Raw genomic sequence first — 17220 nt, 5'->3', positions numbered from 1 at the left:
GCCGGCGAGAGCTAGGCCCCGCGTCAAAACATCGCTAGATATGCGCCGGCTTTCGGCCCCGGCTTGTGGGGGCCCTGGGTGCGAAGGGCGGGTTCCTTGGTCGACATGGATGCATTGAAGCGGCAGGCGGCGGCGCGTGCGCTGGAGGAGGTCGAGAGCGGCATGAAGCTCGGTCTCGGCACCGGTTCGACCGCGAAGCATTTCGTCGATCTGCTCGGGGAAAAGGTGCGCGCCGGCCTCAAGATCGTGGGCGTGCCGACCTCGGAGGCGACGCGCGCGCAGGCGCAAGCGTGCGGCGTGCCGCTGACCACGCTCGACGAGATCGACCGGCTGGACATCACCGTCGACGGCGCCGACGAGATCGATCCGGCGCTCGATATGATCAAGGGCGGCGGCGGCGCGCTGCTGCGCGAGAAGATCGTCGCCAGCGCCTCGGATCGCATGATCGTGATCGCTGACGACAGCAAATGGGTGGCGCGGCTCGGCCGCTACCCGCTGCCGGTCGAGGTGGTTCCGTTCGGCCTCGCTGCGACCCAGCGCGAGATGAGTGACGCCTTCGCCACGGCCGGCGTGTCCGGGCCGATGAGCCTGCGCAAGTCCGCAGACGGCCACGTTTTCGTCACCGATGGCGGCCACTGGATTATCGACGTCCGCCTTGGGGAGATCGTGGATCCCCCGCGCCTGGCGGACCTTTTGAGCGCAATTCCGGGCGTGGTCGAGCATGGGCTGTTCATCGGCCTCGGCAGCACGGCGATCCTGGCAGGCGCACAGGGAATTCGCGTTATCCAGCGGCCCTGAGCGCGGCACGAGGCTGCGCTCAGGGCGGCAACTCACAGGAGACTTGGAATGAAGAGCGTGTTCAGAATCTTGCCGGCCGCCGGACTCGTGCTGGCCCTGGCCTCGGCAAGCCCGGTTGCGGCGCAGGGCCAGGCACCGGCGCTGAAGCCGGCCTCGCCCGCCTGCATGGCCGGCGCGCGCGAGATTCTGGGGATGAAGAACGCGGCTGCGATGTACGCCAATGCCGTCCCCGGCATCGTGCAGCAGACCAAGCAGGCGCTGCTGCAGTCCAATCTCAACTACCAGAAGGACCTCGACGAGGTCGCCGTGGTGGTCGCGCAGACCTATGCCGGCAAGGAGAAGGAGATCGGCGAGAAGATGGCGCAGATCTACTGCAACGAGTTCTCCGACCAGGAGATCGCCAACCTCGTCGCTTTCTACAAGTCAGCCATCGGCCAGAAGCTGCTTGCGGCGGAGCCGAAGGCGATCCAGATGAGCATGCAGGCGATGAACCTGTGGGCGGCGGAGTTCTCCGACACCGTCACCGCACAGTTCCGCGCCGAGATGCGCAAGCGCAACAAGCCGATCTGAGGCTTGCGGCCGAAAGGCCAGGTCGGGGGAGAGATGGCTGAATTCGACGTCGACCTGTTCGTGATCGGTGGCGGCTCGGGCGGCGTGCGCGCCGCCCGCATCGCGAGCGGCTATGGTGCTCGCGTTGTTGTCGCCGAGGAATACCGCATGGGCGGCACCTGCGTGATCCGCGGCTGCGTGCCCAAGAAGCTGTTCGTGATCGGCTCGCATGTCCGCCAGGAGATCGCCGACGCCGCGGGCTTCGGCTGGACGATCCCGACCGCGACCTTCGACTGGCCGACGCTGATCAGGAACAAGGACAAGGAGATCGCGCGGCTCGAGGCGGCCTACACCAGCAACGTCGAGAAGTCCGGCGCCAGGATCGTCAAGACCCGCGCGGTGCTCGAGGACGCCCACACCGTGCGGCTGACGACCGGCGAGACCATCCGCGCCAAGTACATTCTCATCGCGACCGGCGGCGCGCCCAACCACGGCACGCCGATTCCCGGCATCGAGCACGTCATCTCGTCCAACGAGGCGTTTCATCTCGACGAGCTGCCGCGCCGGATCGTGATCCAGGGCGGCGGCTACATCGCGCTCGAGTTCGCCTGCATCTTCGCCAATTTCGGCTCCGACGTGACCGTGGTCTATCGCGGCGACAACATCCTGCGCGGCTTCGACGAGGACGTCCGCAAGCATGTCCGCTCGGAGATGGAGAAGGAAGGCATCACCATCCTTACCGGATGCACCGTCACCAGCGTCGACAGGCACGGCCAGGACTACACCACCCATCTGTCGAACGGCTCCAGCATCGCCTCCGACAAGGTGATGTTCGCGATCGGCCGCCATCCGGCGGTGGCCAATCTCGGCCTGGAGAAGGCCGGCGTCGCCATCAATCCCCGGAACGGCGGCATCGCGGTCGACGCGTTCTCGCAGAGCTCGGTGCCGAGCATCTACGCGATCGGCGACGTCACCCATCGCTTCAACCTGACGCCGGTTGCGATCCGCGAGGGCCACGCCTTTGCCGACACCGTGTTCGGCGGCAAGACCGTGCGCGTCGATCACGCGGACATTCCGACCGCCGTGTTCTGCCAGCCTGAAGTCGGCACCGTCGGCCTGACGGAAACCCAGGCGCGCGAGCTGTACGACCGCGTCGACATCTACAAGACGAATTTCCGCCCGATCAAGGCGACGATGTCCGGCCGCGACACCCGCGTGCTGATGAAGCTCGTCGTCGACGGCACCAGCGACCGCGTGCTCGGCTGCCACATCGTCGGAGACATGGCTGCCGAGATCACCCAGGCCGTCGCCATCGCCATCAAGATGAAGGCGACCAAGGCCGATTTCGACGCCACCATCGCGCTGCATCCCTCGGCTGCCGAGGAGCTGGTGACGATGCGCACGGTGACCGAGCGCCACGTGCGGCAGGCGGCGGAGTAGGACGCCGTCTGCTTCTTGGCGCTCGTGCGCAGCCGGCCTCCGTAGCGACTGCGGTGGCCAGTGCTCACGGTCTGACGACGGTCCACACCATGGCCGATCGGGCTTGCCATCTTGGAGCCGTTCAGTGAACGGCGGTTGGAGAGCGACCAGCATGTCCCAGGATGATTGCCTTGCGACCTATCCGCCGCTCAACACCCTGAAGCCCGTTGCCGAGAACATCTGGATCGTCGACGGGCCCGTGATCCGCTTCGGCATTCCCGGGCTGAAATTTCCGTTTCCCACCCGCATGACCGTGGTGCGCTGCGCCTCCGGCGATCTGTTCATCCACTCGCCCACGCTGTTGACGCCGGCGCTGCGGGCCGAGATCGACCGGGAAGGCCGCGTGCGCGACATCATCGGTCCGAATCGCATCCACTATTGGTGGATCCCCGACTGGCAGGCGGCGTTTCCCGACGCGGCGATCTATCTGGCACCTGGCATTCGCGCGCAGGCGAAGGGCCGCATCGACTTCGAGGGCAGGCCGCTGGATCGCAGTACTGGCTATCCGTGGGATGATGAGATCGCGACCTTGCCCGTCCTCGGCAGCTATATGACGGAGGTCGTGTTCTTCCATCGGCCGTCGCGCACGCTGATCCTGACCGATCTGATGGAGAATTTCGAGCCGGCCAAGATCGGCGCCGGCCTGGCGCGCTACCTAAGCTGGATCGGGGGCGTCGGTCCGCCGCATGGCGGCCTGCCGCGCGATCTCCGGCTGACATTTACCTGGCGGCACCGACGCGAGTTGCGGGCGGCGGTCGAGACCATGCTGGCGTGGCACCCCGAGCGGATCGTGATCGCCCATGGCGCCTGGCACCCGGCTGACGGCACCGAGATCCTGCGCGAGGCATTCTGCTGGTTGCTGCGGCCTCGAACGGCCGGCATGGCCTCACGAGACCGGCCGTCGTGAAGCCGTGCTTTTCTCCTCCCGCGACGGACGTATAAGCTCGTGCCATCGAGGTTGGCGAGGGCGGACGGATGCGGCAATGGATGAGGCTGGTGCTGGCCGGATGCAGCGTGCTGTTCCTATGCAGCCCGGCGCTCGCCGACACCCGCATCGCGCTCGTCATCGGCAATTCGGCCTATCGCGCCGTCAGCCGGCTCGACAATCCCAGACATGATGCCGCGCTGATGGCGCAGACGCTGGCCGGGCTCGGCTTCACCCTGGTCGGCGGCGGCGCCCAGCTCGATCTCGACGAAACCGCGATGCGCAGGGCCGTACAGGAGTTCGGCGCCAACGCGCGCGGCGCCGACGTCGCGCTGGTCTACTATGCCGGCCATGGCGTGCAGGTGCGCGGCGCCAACTATCTGGTGCCGATCGACGCCAATCCGACGCGGGAGGCCGACGTCGATTTCCAGATGCTCGACGTCAATGTCGTGCTGCGGCAGATGGAGAGCGCGGGCACCAAGCTGAACCTCGTCATCCTCGATGCCTGCCGCAACAATCCGTTCGGCGGCCGCGGCCTGCGCGACGCCGGCAGCGGGCTTGCGCAGATGCGCGCGCCGGAGGGCACGCTGATCTCGTTCGCGACCCAGCCCGGCAACGTCGCGCTCGACGGCCGCGACGGCAACAGCCCGTTCACGAAGGCCCTGGCCGAGACGATCAAGCAGCCGGGTCTCGACATCTTCAAGACCTTCAACCAGGTCGGCCTGGAGGTGAAGCGGGCGACCGCTGGAAGCCAGCAGCCCTGGGTGTCGAGCTCGCCGGTCGACGGCGACTTCTACTTCGCGGGCCAAGCGTTCGCGCCGGCCTCGACCGCACAGCCGGCGCCGTCGTCATCCGATCCGGCCGAGCGCGCCTGGGCGGTGACGCAGAACACCAGCAGCATCGCCGTGCTCGAGGATTTCGTGCGCCAGTTCGGCAGCACGCCATACGGCTCGATGGCGCGCGCCCGCATCGAGGAGCTGAAGAAGACCCAGACCGCGGCGCGTCCGACCGACTCTCCGACGGAGCGCGCGCAAGCCATTCTGCCCAATCCGCACCTCGTGCCGCGCGTGGTCAAGCGCAACGTCTCGCAGGGCTATCTCAACCTGCGCAGCGAGCCCGGGCAGAAATCCAGCATCCTGACCCGCATTCCGGCCGGCGAGACCGCGATGGTCGGCGGCTGCGTGATGCCGGGCGACGGCATCAGCCGGTTTCCGTCGTGCCGGGCGGTGTGGAACGGCGTCGTCGGCTGGGTGTCGTCGAACGGGCTGGAGTGAGCAGTCCCGCACCCTCAGCGCATCGCCGCTCAGATCGCGCTTGTACACCACCCCGCTCGCAATGACGGGCCAAGCTGCTGTCTCGTCAACCGGCCTGCCGCGCGTTGCGCGGTCGTGCGAGATAGGGCAGCGCGAACATGTAAAGCCCCGTGCAGAGCAGCGCGATCAGCGGGACAAGCGCGAGCAGGCCGATCCAGAAGGCCGGCTGCGTCTGCGTCATCGCCGCGATGTTGACGATGACGCCGAGCGTGAAGGCGATGGACACCCAGCGATGCACCTGCCGGATCGTGTTGCTCCAATTCATCTGTTTCTTTCCTTGATGATGAGTTTTCGTCCGGTTCGGCTCAGTCGAGCCGCGCCAGAGTCTGCTCCAGGCCGTCGAAGAACTTCGGCCAGCCGTAGCTTGCGCCCTGATAGGCGCGGGTCTGATCCGGTCCGAAGCCGGTCTGCTCCATGCGCAGATGCGTGCCCGCCGCTGTCGGCGTCAGCGTCCAGGTCACGACGCTGTCGAGGCCGAGCGCCGCCCAGCTGTAGGACAGCGTCCTGTGCGGCTCGACAGTCGTGACCTGGCAGTCGACCACGCCCCAGTCGGCCTTCAGCTTGAAGCGATGACCGGCCGCCGGCACGAAATCATTAGCCATCAGCCACTCCGCGAGCAGATGCGGCTGCGTCAGCGCGCGCCAGAGCTTTTCCGGCGGATGCGCGAACTCGCGTTCGACGACGACGGTGCGGGTTTCCGGCGCGGCTTTCGTCATTGATCCATCCTGTTGAGAAGATTTTCCAGGTCATCGAACCGGCTCTCCCAGAACGCGCCCATGCGGCTGGTCCAGTCGAGCAGGGGGGCGAGCGCCTTCGGCTGCGCGCGATAATGCGTCTGGCGGCCTTCGTGGCGCTCGCGCACGAGGCCGGCTTGCTTGAGCACGCCGAGATGTTTCGACACGGCTGGTTGCGACACGCCGGCCTTGGCCGTCAGCGCGCCGACGGTCTGCTCGCCATGCCGGCACAGGCCCTCGAAAATGGCCCGCCGGGTCGGGTCGGCAAGTGATCTGAACAGGAGGTCGGGCGATCGCGCCATTTTATCCATAACCCGTTGGTTATGGATAAACTCATAACCGCAAAGTTATGAATAGGTCAAGCATGAATTCTCGTTGGAGCGATCGGTCCGCAAGTTCGACGGGTGGGGCGCGGACGGCTTCGGTGGAGTTCCGGGACCACCGCAGCATGATCCGGCCGGCGCGACCGCCCGGATCATCTGCGTTCATGGTCGGCTCAAGGCGCCAGCGTCCATTGCTGCGATCCCGCCGCCGAGGCCGAGGTGGTCAGCAGCTGGTTGCCCACGGAGGTGCCGTTCTGGCTCATGACCTCGACCGGATTGCTGCGCACCGCGATCGTGCCGGCCGCAGCGTCGTAGCGGAAACGCTGGTTGTTGTTGCCGGTGCAGGTCCAGATGACGAGCTGCGCGCCGTCGCCATAGCTGCCGCTGTTGTCGAGGCAGTAGTGGGGGTCCTGCATGCTGCGGATCATGCCGCTGGCATCGTCGTAGCTCCAGGTCTGGTTGGCGGCGCCGGTGCAGTACCACTGGATCACGGCGGTGCCGTCGGCCATCGCGCCGCCGCTGGCGTCCATGCACAGCGCCGACGTGCGATTGACGATGCGGACCGGCTGGCGCGCTGGCGCTGTGGCGGTGGGGACCGGCGCGTAGACGACGCCGAGCTTGTCGATCTCGTCGCCGGACCGGCCGTGGAAGCCGGTGATCTGCCAGCCGCTCGGTGCGGTGTAGCTGGTGCAGCTCGACGTCGTCGTGCCGCCCGACAAAGTGCGGCCCGCGCTGGTGCCGAACGCGACCCGGAAGATGCGCGTGTGGCCCTGATACTGATCACTGCACAGATTGACCGAGGTGAGATATTCACCGCTGACGAGCGCCAGGCTCTGCGCCGTGCCGCCGGTGCCGCCATGGCTGTAGACATAGCCGTTGGACAGCGTCAGCTCGACCTGGTCGACCCGGGCTCCGGTGCGGATGGTCAGCTTGCTGACCACCGGATTGGCCGGCAGCGCGGAGACGTCGTTGTAGCTCGTGCCGTGCGGGCCGCCGAACTGGTCGCTGAGCCTGCGGCTCGCGGCCGTGGCGAAGCTCCAGTCGACCTCGATCGGATGATGATCGGAGAGCTGCGCGCCGTTTGAATCCAGCGCGTCCTGGCGGTCGGCATAGTTGGACGCCTGCAGGTTCAGGAAGCCGTTGTTCCGCCACAGCACCTTGTCGACGATCTCGCAATCCGGCCGCGCCGTCTGGGTATCGCCGCAGACCAGCGCATCGCCGATCGGCGGCACGCTGCCGCCGCGCACCGTCTCGATCCAGGCGTCGCTGAAACCGTGATGCAGGAATTCCCACATGTTCTGGCCGGCCCGGGTATAGCGCGTGTTGGTGTCGCCCATCACCATGACGGCGTTGCCGGCCGAGTTCGCCTCGATGTAGCTCAGAATCTGCGCCACGTCGGACTCGCTGTAGGCGAGATCGGTGGAGGACGTGCCGGACCGGGCGTGCAGGTTGTAGAAGTCGAGATAGACGCCTTCGGCCAGCCGTGTGCGGATCAGCGAGAAGCCCTTCGGAGTCAGCGCGTCCGAATCGGCGCGCTTGGTCCAGGTCACGCGATCGAGATCGTCGAACGAATAGGCGCTGAGCGTATTCATGCCGTCGCCGATGCCGGCCGTGCCCGAGGTCGGCGTGCGATAGGGATGGTTGTCGCAGGTGTCGTAGAGCGCGGCGTGCCAGAGAAAATCTTCCTGCACGTTGACGATGCCGAACTGGCGCAGATAGCAGCTGATCACGCGCGAATGCGCGTCGCTGCCGCCATTGTAGGCGGTCGGCGTTTCCGCCACGTTGTAGGTCAGCGTGCTGAACGTTCCGTCTGCGGCGTGCAGCGCGCTGCCGAGCAGGCTGGTGCATCCAAGCGCGATTGCGCCCGCCCATAGGCGAAGTGTCATTGGTCGATTCCCCTCGATGATGCCGGATAGCGGGGCGCGCGATATCACCTGCCGCGTGTCGGCCTGATGACGGATCGATGCATGTTCTGCGCGCGGCGTGTCGGGATGGCAGATGCGAGCGGGGGTTGCGTCGTGTGCGCACGACCGATCCGCCTGCGCTCTGCGATCGACCGCGGCCATGGCAGCGGTTGCGAATGACGAGCGCCGAGGAACTGACCGACGCCGACTCCTCCTCGCCCTGCACGGAAACACGCCGCACGCCATACTCTGCTCGGGGGACGCTGAGGGGACGCTGAACTGCTAGCAAGCCCGGCATCAGGTGATGGAGATGACGGACATGCAGCCAAACGAGGCTCGGCCGCGGCGCAAGCTGCCGATGATCCCCCGCGCGGTGTTGGCCGCGAGCGTCCTCGCCGTCTTCCTGTTCCTGCACGTCGTCGCAGCCACGATGCTGCGGGGCGATGCCACGCGAAGCGGAGCGCAGGCCGATGGGACTGCAACGCTCCAGCCCTACGATTGACGATCCCCGCTCATTTTCAACTTCATCAGCCGGAGCTATTTCATGGCCGGACCAGGATCATTTCTGCTGCTCAGCGCCGCCGTTTTCTTTGGTGCCTTCGTTTCCGGCCTGGCCGGGTTCGCCTTTTCCGCCGTGGCCGGCGCGATCCTGCTGCACAGTCTGCAGCCTTTGGAGGCCGTGCCGTTGATGATGGCGTGCAGCGTCGGCGTGCAGGCGACGAACCTCTGGGCGCTTCGCAGCAGCATCCGCTGGAAGGACAGTTTCGTCCTGATCCTGGGCGGCCTGCTGGGCGTCCCCCTCGCGCTTTGGCTGCTGCACAATGCGGACGCGCGCGTGTTTCAGCAGGTGTTTGGCGCGACGATCGCGATCTACGCCGGCTACATGCTGTTCAAGCCGGCGCTGGGCAGCCTTCAACCGATGAACCGAGGCCGCACCGCGATCGTCGGCTTCGGCGGCGGTCTCATCGGCGGCCTCACGGCGATGCCGGGTGCGCTACCGACGATCTGGTGCGAGATGCACGGCCTGCCGAAGACCGAGCAGCGCGGCGTCGTCCAGCCGTTCATTGCCGCGATTCAGCTCGCCTCGCTGGCGGCGATGCTGGCCCGGCAGGATCTGTCGTCCAAGGTGATCATCGATCTCGCCTTGAGCATCCCGGCGCTGTTCGCCGGCACGGCGCTCGGCATCCTCGCCTTCCGCAGGATCAACGACGCGCTGTTCAGGAAGATGATCCTGGGCATCCTGCTGCTGTCGGGAGTGCTGCTGGTCGTCTGATCCGTTCTGGAGGCGCTTATACTAGCAGCCCGCAATACTTTCAGATGACTAGTGGGGTGCAGCACTTCAGGATCTTATTTCGCCGGATCTAATATGTTCATTTCGTTGTACTTCTGCCCCTGGGCACACAATCGCTCCGACATCTATCACTGCACCGGGCTGGACTGTTGCGCTTACCGCAACCCAGCCGCCGATTTTGCCATCGGGATTGACAAATCGTCGAGCTGTTACCTCGCGACCGTCTTCAAGAACGAACTCAAATTGTGCGGAATGCATGTCACGGGCCCCCATCCGAGAAACGATTCTCGCGCTGATCTTACAACATTTGGTATATGGATCGAATACTGTGGCCGAATTCTAGGTAGCCAGCTAAAGAAACAAGCAAGAAAGGCGCCAATAAGTCCGTGATAAACCGAAGTGCCGAACCTATAGAAGCAAGCTTCCAATTCGCCTCGCGGCTGCGGTTTAAGCCGGCGTTGATTGCCTGCTGTTCGGGCGGAACGACGCCGGCTCTATCGATAATTGTTACGGTAAGCTTTTGATCCGCCTGATCGATATAATTCGAGTATTCGCCTAAGTATATTCCTAGCAAAACGGCGGCCTGAAAGATGGCAACCAGCAGAAAAATAGAAGCCACGGAAGGTAGCTCGTGGCCCGGATTGTCGGCAGGAGCAGGCAGCGGGATATTTAGTATTGGAACCTGACTTAGTTGTATTTTAAAGCCGCTGAAGAATACGACTAGCAATGAAAATACTACGACCTTCTGCGCCGCGTCGCGCCCCTTATCAGACAAATGAAAAAAGGGACTCATCTAATTCGTGAGCCTGTGGATGTGTACATACGGTGATTTGCATTTCGCTGACCGTCAGCAGCGGTTGCTTCGACTACTATAAAGTATCCCACCTTATGAATGCGTCCGCGAAATGGTAGGCTCTTGAGGTCATCTTCGTGATGCTCCCCAACACTATTGTCGCTATCCCGTGCGACGTCATACAAAGGGGAATTTACCGTTCGTACCTCGCCCGTTTCCAGTCTGCTCATTACGTACACGTCTTCTCCAATCCGAAACGGCATCAATTCCCCCCAAGGCAATTAGAAAAACTGAACACGCGTTCTCGCTAGCGGAACTTTAATAAAATTGCAATAATTTGGTGAAGCAATTTAGGGTTTATGGTAGGCGGTAATCGCGCCGATACTTCTTGTTGGTGCCCGGATGTCGGATTGGCGTACCTCTCAATGCTTGGCCGGAGCCAAGCTTTCCATTGGTAGGCATTTGTGGAGCCGCCGTGCTCCGTGGCCTCTGCTCAGAGCTCCAGCCCGGGAATGATAGTCTGAAAATTTCGATTTACGAATATCAGAAATCATGCTTTAGTGTCGCCATCCCGCCTCACTCGGAAGGGGCGTTGCGCGCGATCGTCACGACACGCGGGGCGGGGAGCGATGGCCGCGAGGGAGCCGCAGCGTGTCGGGAAGGATGCGCGGACGAACGGCTCGGCGCGGACGTGAAGTCGCAGCGTGCTGACACCCCGACGCTGGTGTCACGTTACGCGGAGCCTCGCTTCGCGTGGCAATGGTGGCCAACAAGCCCGGCGCACCAGGCAGACTGCGTATAAGCGTGAAGACCGTCGCGCAGGGAATGCCGGAGGACCGGCTGAACCTGTGGTACCTGCCGCCTGCACTTTCTTCCGCAGGCGGGCCATGGGCGAGGCCATCGTCCGGCATTCCCTGCGCCCTCCGACTATTGGAGGGTGAGCAAGACCAGTCCAGCTCGGGCACCATGGCGCCGCGAGAACGTTTGCTCATGGGCAACGGCGAGCCGACCCCTGACTCAGCTTTCGAGCAGCCACTCCGTCGCGCTGCGCCACAGCGTGTCGCGATGCGCGGCGCGGAAGAAGCCCATATGGCCGATCGCGGAGGCGCCGACGTCCTGTGGCGCGATGCTGAGCAGCTCCGGCGTCGTGCCCGTATAACCGGCGCACAGCTTCTCGACCGCGGGCCGTGTCGCCCAGGGATCGTCGGCCAGGCACAGCGCCCGCAGCGGGGCGTTGAAGCTGGCGTAGTTCGCGAGGCCCGGCAGCGATGCGTCATCGAACAGATAGCGCGGGCTCATGATCCAGCGCACCCATTGCAGGAACACCCCCTTCGGCAGGTCCTCGCCGACGCCGCTCCATCCCGGCGTGTAGCCGAGCGCATGCGTCAGCGGAACGCCGATGCCGTTCAGCATCGCCGCCACGCGCCAGCGTTCACCCGGGGCCATCAGCTTCCAATAGCTGGCCTGCGAGGCGATGAAGAGCGCGCGCGACACCTCGGTGTTGTTGGCGAGCAGGCCGAGCGTCTGGCCGCCGAAGGAGTGACCGACATAGCGCAGCGGCAGCTCACCGAAGCTCTCGCGCATCCAACCGACCGCGCCGGTGATGTCGAGTGCGGCCCAGTCGGTCATCGAGGCCGCAAAGCCCTTCAGGGAGCGGGGACGGCTGCCGCCGGTCCCGCGATAGTCGTAGGTGAGGACCGCGCACCCCTGCTGGGCGAGATGGGCTGCGAAGCCACGATAGATCCGGCGTGGGATCGCCGCCCCCGAATTGATCAGCACGGCATGCGCCGGCCTGCCGCGCGGCATGAACAGGCTGCCGGCGAGCGCAAAGCCATCGACGGCCGGAACGGTCAGATCCTCGCTCGAAACGCCGTCGGATTCCGTCTCGCCCACGCCTCGTTCTCCCGTCCCTTGCCCTTCCGCAGCAAAGTCAAATTCCGGTTGCGGTGCAAGCCCTTGTGTCCGCGCTTTAAATTCCAAGTGGCGGCACGGGGACAGGCTGTGTATAAGGCGCGCGCCGCCGTGCGGGGAACAAGTGTGCGGCCGTCCAGAGGGAGTAGAAAGCCATGACGGAGCGCTGGAGCCCGGAGAGCTGGCGGTCCAAGCCGGTGCAGCAGGTGCCCGACTATCCCGACCAGAAGGCGCTGGCCGAGGTCGAGGCGCAGCTTGCGACCTTTCCGCCGCTGGTGTTCGCCGGCGAGGCGCGCAACCTGAAGAAGGCGCTGGCGCGGGTGGCGGCGGGCGAGGCGTTCCTGCTTCAGGGCGGCGACTGCGCCGAGAGCTTTGCCGAGCACGGCGCCAACAACATCCGCGACTTCTTCCGCGTGCTGCTGCAGATGGCTGTCGTCATGACCTATGCCGGCGCGGTGCCGGTGGTGAAGGTTGGCCGCATCGCCGGCCAGTTCGCCAAGCCGCGCTCCTCGCCCACCGAAAAGATCGATGGCGTCGAGCTGCCGAGCTATCGCGGCGACATCGTCAACGACACCGCCTTCACCGCCGAGGCGCGTATCCCCAATCCGCAGCGTCAGCTCGACGCCTACCGGCAGTCGGCGGCGACGTTGAACCTGCTGCGGGCGTTCGCCACCGGCGGCTTCGCCAATCTCGGCAGCGTGCATCAGTGGATGCTCGGCTTCGTCAAGGATTCCCCGCAGTCGCGCCGCTACAAGGAGCTCGCCGACCGCATCTCCGAGGCGCTCAACTTCATGCGCGCCTGCGGCCTCGACCTCGAGAGCCATCCGGAGCTGCGCGCCACCGATTTCTACACCAGCCACGAGGCGCTGCTGCTCGGCTACGAGCAGGCCTTCACGCGCGTCGATTCCACCACCGGCGACTGGTACGCGACCTCAGGCCATTTCATCTGGATCGGCGATCGCACCCGCCAGCTCGATCACGGCCATGTCGAATATTTCCGCGGCATCAAGAATCCGATCGGCCTGAAATGCGGCCCGTCGCTGAAGCCGGACGAGCTCTTGAAGCTGATCGACATTCTCAATCCCGACAACGAGCCGGGCCGGCTGACCCTGATCAACCGCTTCGGCGCCGACAAGGTCGGCGATCATCTGCCGGGACTGATCCGCGCGGTGCAGCGGGAAGGGCGCAAGGTGGTGTGGTCGTGCGATCCGATGCACGGCAACACCATCACCTCGACCTCGGGCTACAAGACGCGGCCGTTCGACCGCATCGTGTCCGAGGTGCGCGCGTTCTTCGCGGTGCATGCGGCGGAGGGCACCCATGCCGGCGGCATCCATCTCGAGATGACCGGCAAGGATGTCACCGAGTGCATCGGCGGTGCGCGCGCGATCACCGACGAGGATCTCAACGACCGCTATCACACGGTGTGCGATCCCCGGCTGAACGCCGAGCAGTCGATCGACATGGCGTTCCTGATCGCCGAGCTGTTGAAGCAGCAGCGCGGCGGCAAGTCCGCACCGATGCCGGCGGTCGCGGGCTTCTGATGCTGCGTTTGTGGCGCGCGACGGTCAACTCGCGCAACGGCCTGGCCTTCGCGCTGCGCTCCGAGCAGGCGGTGCGCGAGGAGGTCGTCGCATTCCTGCTGGCGCTGCCGCTCGCCTATGTGATCGGCGCGACGCCGATGCGCAGCGTCGAGCTGGTCTGCGCGGTGGTGCTGGTGCTGGTCGTCGAGCTGCTGAACACCGCGATCGAGAAGCTCGCCGACCGCCTGACCACCGAGCACGATCTGCAGATCGGCCGGGTCAAGGATCTCGGCTCGGCCGCAGTCGGCGTCGCGCTGCTGATGTCGGGCTGCTTTTGGCTGTTCGCGATCGCCGAGCGGCTCGGGCTGCTGTGAATGAGTTGAGCGATGGCCGCTGACTTCTTCAGGATCACGCTGGCCCAGCTCAACCCGACGGCCGGCGACATCGCGGGAAACGCCGCGAAGGCGCGCGAGGCGCGGGCGAAGGCGGCGGCCGACGGCGCCGATCTCGTGGTGCTGCCGGAGCTGTTCCTGGCGGGGCATCCATCCCGGGACCCGGTGCTGAAGCCGGCATTTCAGGCCGCGTGCCGGGCCGCGATCGAGGCGCTCGCGCGCGAGACCGCCGATGGCGGGCCGGCGGTGCTGATCGGCACGCCCTGGACCGAGGACGGCAAGCTCTACAATGCCTGCGTGCTCCTCGACGCCGGCCGCATCGCCGCGACGCGCTTCAAGGCCAACCTGGCCGATGGTGATCAGAAGCGCGTGTTCACGCGCGGCCCGGCGGCCGGCCCGCTCAGCGTGCGGGGCGTCCGCATCGGGGTCGCGATCGGCGAGGACATCTCGCTCGAAGACTCCTCGAACTACGAAAACGTCGTCGAGACGCTGGCGGAAACCGGGGCCGAGCTCATCGTCGTGCCGAGCCGCTCATGCTACGTGCGCAGCGGCGGCGACCGGCGCCTGTCGGCCGCCGTGGCCCGCGTCACCGAAAGCGATCTGCCGCTCGTCTGGCTCAACCAGGTCGGCGGTCAGGACGGCGAGGTGTTCGACGGCGCGTCCTTCGCGCTGAACGTCGATCTCTCGGTGGCGGCACAGCTCCCGGGCTTCGTCGCTGAAGTCGCGACCTTGGCATGGAGCAGGGGAGACGATGGCTGGCAGTGCCGGGGACCGGTCACCACGCTGATCGAGGGCGACGAGGCGGACTACGCGGCCCGCGTGCTCGGCCTGCGCGACCACGTCGAGAAGCACGGCTTCACCGGCATCGTGCTCGGCCTGACCGGAGCCATCGAGTCGGCGCTGGCCGCAGCCCTGGCGGTCGATGCGCTCGGGTCCGGCAAAGTCCGCGGCGTGATGCTGTCCGGACCCGGCACGTCGCAGGCGTCGCTGGATCAGGCCATGGCGGTCGCGGCGCGACTCGGCTTCGCCGCCGAGCGGGTACCGATCGCGGCCGCCGTCGAAGGCTTCGAGCGCGCGCTGCCCGGGCCGCTTGCGGGAAGCGCCCGTCATCAATTGCTGGCCCGCGTCCGCGCGACGCTGCTGATGGCACTGGCGAGCCTGTCCGGCGCGCTGGCCGTTGTCGTCGGCGCCACGGCCGAGATCGGCGACGTGGCTGGCGGGTTTGCGCCGCTCGAAGGCATCGGCCCGGCACAGTTGCGTCGTCTCGCAGCATTGCGAAACCGCTGGCGGTTCGCTGACGCGCTGGGACCGTCGGGCGAGGTCATCTCGCCCGCTCTGATCACGAGTCCGCTGGAGGCGCGCGACGACCGGGCGCTTGCCGACCGCGCGTCATCAGACGCGTTCGAGGGATGACGCCCATGGCCCGGCGACTGACTCGATCAGCGCTGCGGGATGAAAGTCGGTCCGACCGTGCGGATCTGCTTGTCGCCGCCAGCGCTGGTCGTGATGTCCGCGGTCGCTGGCGCTGCGGCCTCGGCCGGCGCGGCACCCTTCCTGGCGGCGTTCGCCGGCGCCCTGCCGGTCTGGCGCTGCTGCATGCGCTTGGCGCTCTCCTCGGTGACGATGATGTCGCCCTGCTCGGCGGCGGTGGCTCGGTCGTCGATCGACTTCAGTGCCTCCGCCCAGGTCTGGCCCGGCGCCTTGCAGGAACAGCTCGGGTTGAACTCGGTGCGGAACTTGAAGGCGTTCGGCAGCGCGGTATAGGGCTGACCGTTGACCGAGACCGCCTGGTTCATGTCTTCGCCGGGATTGCGATAGGTGAACAGCGTCGCGTCGGCGGCAGGGCATTGCGCCTTGCAGGCGCGCTCGTCGTCGGCGAAGCGGCCGGGAACGGTGGCAAACGAGATCGGGAAATAGGCGCCGTCGCAGCTGCGCACGCACACGGTCCGAAAGGTGCCCTGCGGCGCCGCGAGATCGGCGCTCGGCGGCGGCAGCGATGCGGCGGGATTGCTGTCGGCCCCGCCGCCGAACAGGCTGGTCAGGAAGTTACCGCCGCCGCTGCGATTGGCGTTTGCATTGGCATATTGCTGGTACTGCGGGCCGCAATTGTTCTGGCCGAGGGCTACCAGCACCGAGCGGCGCTGGTTGTCGCGCTCACCGCCGAACCCACCGCTGCGCAGACGCTCCAGGCTGCCCATGATCTGGTCGAGGTTGGAGCGCATCTGCTGGATCTGGTTGTTCACCGGCTGGCATTCGGCCGCGCGGCCGTTGAAGATCGAAAAGAAGCCAGGGCTGTCGCAACCCATGCGCTTGGCCTGCATGCTGACGCGGTCGAGCTCGCCTTGCTGCTTGGCGGCCGCGTCCTGATAACGCCGGATCTGGTCCTCACGCGCGGGATCGCCGCCACCGCCGCGATCGATCGAGGCGAGCTGCGCTTCCAGACGTGGGCAGATCGGATTGACGCCGGCCTGCGGCCCGGGCGGGCCCGGCGGCATCTGCGCATAGGAATCGGAGCTGGATTGCGCCAGGGCGTGCGAGCCGGTCAGGGTCAGTCCGAGCAGCGCAGAGAGGGCCAACAGGCGCGGAGACAGGGATGCGATCAAGATGCGGTATTCCGGTCCATGGGTGCGGCCGCGGGACTAGCACAGAATTCGGAAAAATCGCGGCAGCGGCGGGCATCCCATAGCCGCTTTGTCGGGCATCGTCACGTCGTTTCCGGGGCGCCGGGGTGGCGGGAACAGCCGTTCCCGGCCGTCTCAGCGCTGGCAGGTGATCGCGACAAAGTCGCTGCAGCCGCCATGGGCGCAGTTTGCCCCGGCTTTCGGCACCGATCCGGTGATTTCATCGGGGTCGACGCGGCGATAGGAGGAGGCCTGTGCAAAATCCCGTGATTGGCAGTACGAGCGCGCAGCCGAGGCGCCGCAGCGGTCGCCCTTGGCGAGGCACTGGTCGACGCCGTAGCCGTCGGCTTCGTTGGCGATGATGAAGATGCGGCTCTCCGCCGTGGCGGTGGTCGCGGCGGCGAGGAGAACACAGCAGGCGAGCAGCGCCGGGGAGATTCGCATGGTGCACCGGTGGGTGTAGGAGACAACTCATGGTTAGGCCCAAAAGGTTAAAAATGATTAACCATGAGGCGGGGCGCGAGCATTTGGGCAGTGAAAGCGGCCGTTTTGCGGCTCTTGACGGAGACAGCCTGCTGCATCATGGTGAGTTTCATGAACGGTTTCCTCGCCATCTGCTGCATTTGCCGCGAGATTACGCGCTAGCGATTCGCTGGCTGAGGCC

18 protein-coding genes are annotated in these 17220 nt (G+C 65.9%); 10 read left to right on the top strand and 8 right to left on the bottom strand.

Going from position 1 to position 17220, the window contains the following annotated elements; genetic code table 11:
* Positions 1 to 105 precede the first annotated feature (105 nt).
* The 5 genes from rpiA (at position 106) to QX128_RS15395 (ending at position 5025) form a co-directional block, all read left to right on the top strand.
* The gene (gene rpiA, locus QX128_RS15415) at positions 106 to 798 is read left to right on the top strand and encodes a ribose-5-phosphate isomerase RpiA (protein WP_316216408.1); all 693 of its coding nucleotides are present in this window, start codon (positions 106 to 108) and stop codon (positions 796 to 798) included.
* A 48-nt stretch (positions 799 to 846) separates the two neighbouring features.
* Positions 847 to 1368, top strand: a complete 522-nt coding sequence (locus QX128_RS15410) for a DUF2059 domain-containing protein (RefSeq protein WP_316216219.1) — start codon at positions 847 to 849, stop codon at positions 1366 to 1368.
* 33 nt (positions 1369 to 1401) lie between these two features.
* A complete protein-coding gene (gene gorA / locus QX128_RS15405) occupies positions 1402 to 2787 on the top strand; it encodes a glutathione-disulfide reductase (RefSeq protein ID WP_316216220.1) in 1386 nt (461 codons plus the stop codon).
* 151 nt (positions 2788 to 2938) lie between these two features.
* Positions 2939 to 3733, top strand: coding sequence for a DUF4336 domain-containing protein (locus QX128_RS15400; protein ID WP_316237858.1), 795 nt, complete (start codon positions 2939 to 2941; stop codon positions 3731 to 3733).
* Between the two features lie 68 nt (positions 3734 to 3801).
* Positions 3802 to 5025, top strand: a complete 1224-nt coding sequence (locus QX128_RS15395; protein ID WP_316237857.1) for a caspase family protein — start codon at positions 3802 to 3804, stop codon at positions 5023 to 5025.
* A gap of 85 nt (positions 5026 to 5110) precedes the next feature.
* On the opposite strand, the gene QX128_RS15390 is transcribed toward QX128_RS15395, so the two are convergent.
* The 4 genes from QX128_RS15390 to QX128_RS15375 form a co-directional block, all read right to left on the bottom strand.
* Positions 5111 to 5329 (bottom strand): hypothetical protein, encoded by a 219-nt coding sequence (locus tag QX128_RS15390; RefSeq protein ID WP_316237856.1) that lies wholly within the window; start codon positions 5327 to 5329, stop codon positions 5111 to 5113.
* A gap of 40 nt (positions 5330 to 5369) precedes the next feature.
* The gene (locus tag QX128_RS15385) at positions 5370 to 5780 is read right to left on the bottom strand and encodes an SRPBCC domain-containing protein (RefSeq protein ID WP_316237855.1); all 411 of its coding nucleotides are present in this window, start codon (positions 5778 to 5780) and stop codon (positions 5370 to 5372) included.
* Positions 5777 to 6100, bottom strand: a complete 324-nt coding sequence (locus tag QX128_RS15380; RefSeq protein ID WP_315803079.1) for a metalloregulator ArsR/SmtB family transcription factor — start codon at positions 6098 to 6100, stop codon at positions 5777 to 5779. The genes QX128_RS15385 and QX128_RS15380 overlap by 4 nt, the downstream gene beginning before the upstream one ends.
* A gap of 194 nt (positions 6101 to 6294) precedes the next feature.
* Complete coding sequence (locus tag QX128_RS15375) at positions 6295 to 8007, bottom strand: jacalin-like lectin (protein ID WP_316237854.1); 1713 nt, start codon at positions 8005 to 8007, stop codon at positions 6295 to 6297.
* A 328-nt stretch (positions 8008 to 8335) separates the two neighbouring features.
* On the opposite strand from QX128_RS15375, the gene QX128_RS15370 reads away from it, so the two are divergent.
* The gene (locus QX128_RS15370) at positions 8336 to 8527 is read left to right on the top strand and encodes a hypothetical protein (protein WP_316216225.1); all 192 of its coding nucleotides are present in this window, start codon (positions 8336 to 8338) and stop codon (positions 8525 to 8527) included.
* 42 nt (positions 8528 to 8569) lie between these two features.
* On the top strand, positions 8570 to 9298 hold the full coding sequence (locus tag QX128_RS15365) for a sulfite exporter TauE/SafE family protein (protein ID WP_316237853.1): 729 nt from the start codon (positions 8570 to 8572) through the stop codon (positions 9296 to 9298).
* A 316-nt stretch (positions 9299 to 9614) separates the two neighbouring features.
* On the opposite strand, the gene QX128_RS15360 is transcribed toward QX128_RS15365, so the two are convergent.
* Positions 9615 to 10109, bottom strand: coding sequence for a hypothetical protein (locus tag QX128_RS15360; RefSeq protein WP_316237852.1), 495 nt, complete (start codon positions 10107 to 10109; stop codon positions 9615 to 9617).
* A gap of 1017 nt (positions 10110 to 11126) precedes the next feature.
* Positions 11127 to 12002, bottom strand: a complete 876-nt coding sequence (locus tag QX128_RS15355) for an alpha/beta fold hydrolase (protein ID WP_316237851.1) — start codon at positions 12000 to 12002, stop codon at positions 11127 to 11129.
* A gap of 173 nt (positions 12003 to 12175) precedes the next feature.
* Between QX128_RS15355 and QX128_RS15350 the strand changes: the two genes are divergently transcribed.
* Genes QX128_RS15350 through QX128_RS15340 form a run of 3 tightly spaced genes read left to right on the top strand, consistent with a single transcriptional unit; the run spans position 12176 to position 15348 of the window.
* Positions 12176 to 13564 carry a class II 3-deoxy-7-phosphoheptulonate synthase gene (locus tag QX128_RS15350; RefSeq protein WP_315803084.1) on the top strand — a complete coding sequence of 463 codons (1389 nt, stop codon included), beginning with the start codon at positions 12176 to 12178 and terminating at the stop codon, positions 13562 to 13564.
* Positions 13564 to 13917, top strand: coding sequence for a diacylglycerol kinase (locus QX128_RS15345; RefSeq protein WP_315776898.1), 354 nt, complete (start codon positions 13564 to 13566; stop codon positions 13915 to 13917). Before QX128_RS15350 ends, QX128_RS15345 begins: the two co-directional genes overlap by 1 nt.
* 12 nt (positions 13918 to 13929) lie before the next feature.
* A complete protein-coding gene (locus QX128_RS15340; protein WP_316237850.1) occupies positions 13930 to 15348 on the top strand; it encodes a nitrilase-related carbon-nitrogen hydrolase in 1419 nt (472 codons plus the stop codon).
* Between the two features lie 26 nt (positions 15349 to 15374).
* On the opposite strand, the gene QX128_RS15335 is transcribed toward QX128_RS15340, so the two are convergent.
* A complete protein-coding gene (locus tag QX128_RS15335; RefSeq protein WP_315803087.1) occupies positions 15375 to 16538 on the bottom strand; it encodes a DUF2865 domain-containing protein in 1164 nt (387 codons plus the stop codon).
* 153 nt (positions 16539 to 16691) lie between these two features.
* The gene (locus tag QX128_RS15330) at positions 16692 to 17000 is read right to left on the bottom strand and encodes a hypothetical protein (RefSeq protein ID WP_316180680.1); all 309 of its coding nucleotides are present in this window, start codon (positions 16998 to 17000) and stop codon (positions 16692 to 16694) included.
* Between the last annotated feature and the right edge of the window lie 220 nt (positions 17001 to 17220).

Source organism: Bradyrhizobium sp. SZCCHNR1015, from assembly GCF_032489875.1.
Lineage (GTDB): Bacteria > Pseudomonadota > Alphaproteobacteria > Rhizobiales > Xanthobacteraceae > Bradyrhizobium.
This window is presented reverse-complemented; position numbering and strand designations above follow the sequence as displayed.

Coding starts and splice junctions, on each gene's coding strand:
- QX128_RS15370 (WP_316216225.1), top strand. CDS start 8,336: ATGACGGACATGCAGCCAAACGAGGCTCGGCCGCGGCGCAAGCTGCCG.
- QX128_RS15395 (WP_316237857.1), top strand. CDS start 3,802: ATGCGGCAATGGATGAGGCTGGTGCTGGCCGGATGCAGCGTGCTGTTC.
- QX128_RS15385 (WP_316237855.1), bottom strand. CDS start 5,780: ATGACGAAAGCCGCGCCGGAAACCCGCACCGTCGTCGTCGAACGCGAG.
- QX128_RS15330 (WP_316180680.1), bottom strand. CDS start 17,000: ATGCGAATCTCCCCGGCGCTGCTCGCCTGCTGTGTTCTCCTCGCCGCC.
- QX128_RS15360 (WP_316237852.1), bottom strand. CDS start 10,109: ATGAGTCCCTTTTTTCATTTGTCTGATAAGGGGCGCGACGCGGCGCAG.
- QX128_RS15400 (WP_316237858.1), top strand. CDS start 2,939: ATGTCCCAGGATGATTGCCTTGCGACCTATCCGCCGCTCAACACCCTG.
- QX128_RS15390 (WP_316237856.1), bottom strand. CDS start 5,329: ATGAATTGGAGCAACACGATCCGGCAGGTGCATCGCTGGGTGTCCATC.
- rpiA (WP_316216408.1), top strand. CDS start 106: ATGGATGCATTGAAGCGGCAGGCGGCGGCGCGTGCGCTGGAGGAGGTC.
- QX128_RS15340 (WP_316237850.1), top strand. CDS start 13,930: ATGGCCGCTGACTTCTTCAGGATCACGCTGGCCCAGCTCAACCCGACG.
- QX128_RS15365 (WP_316237853.1), top strand. CDS start 8,570: ATGGCCGGACCAGGATCATTTCTGCTGCTCAGCGCCGCCGTTTTCTTT.
- QX128_RS15375 (WP_316237854.1), bottom strand. CDS start 8,007: ATGACACTTCGCCTATGGGCGGGCGCAATCGCGCTTGGATGCACCAGC.
- QX128_RS15410 (WP_316216219.1), top strand. CDS start 847: ATGAAGAGCGTGTTCAGAATCTTGCCGGCCGCCGGACTCGTGCTGGCC.
- QX128_RS15350 (WP_315803084.1), top strand. CDS start 12,176: ATGACGGAGCGCTGGAGCCCGGAGAGCTGGCGGTCCAAGCCGGTGCAG.
- gorA (WP_316216220.1), top strand. CDS start 1,402: ATGGCTGAATTCGACGTCGACCTGTTCGTGATCGGTGGCGGCTCGGGC.
- QX128_RS15345 (WP_315776898.1), top strand. CDS start 13,564: ATGCTGCGTTTGTGGCGCGCGACGGTCAACTCGCGCAACGGCCTGGCC.
- QX128_RS15380 (WP_315803079.1), bottom strand. CDS start 6,100: ATGGCGCGATCGCCCGACCTCCTGTTCAGATCACTTGCCGACCCGACC.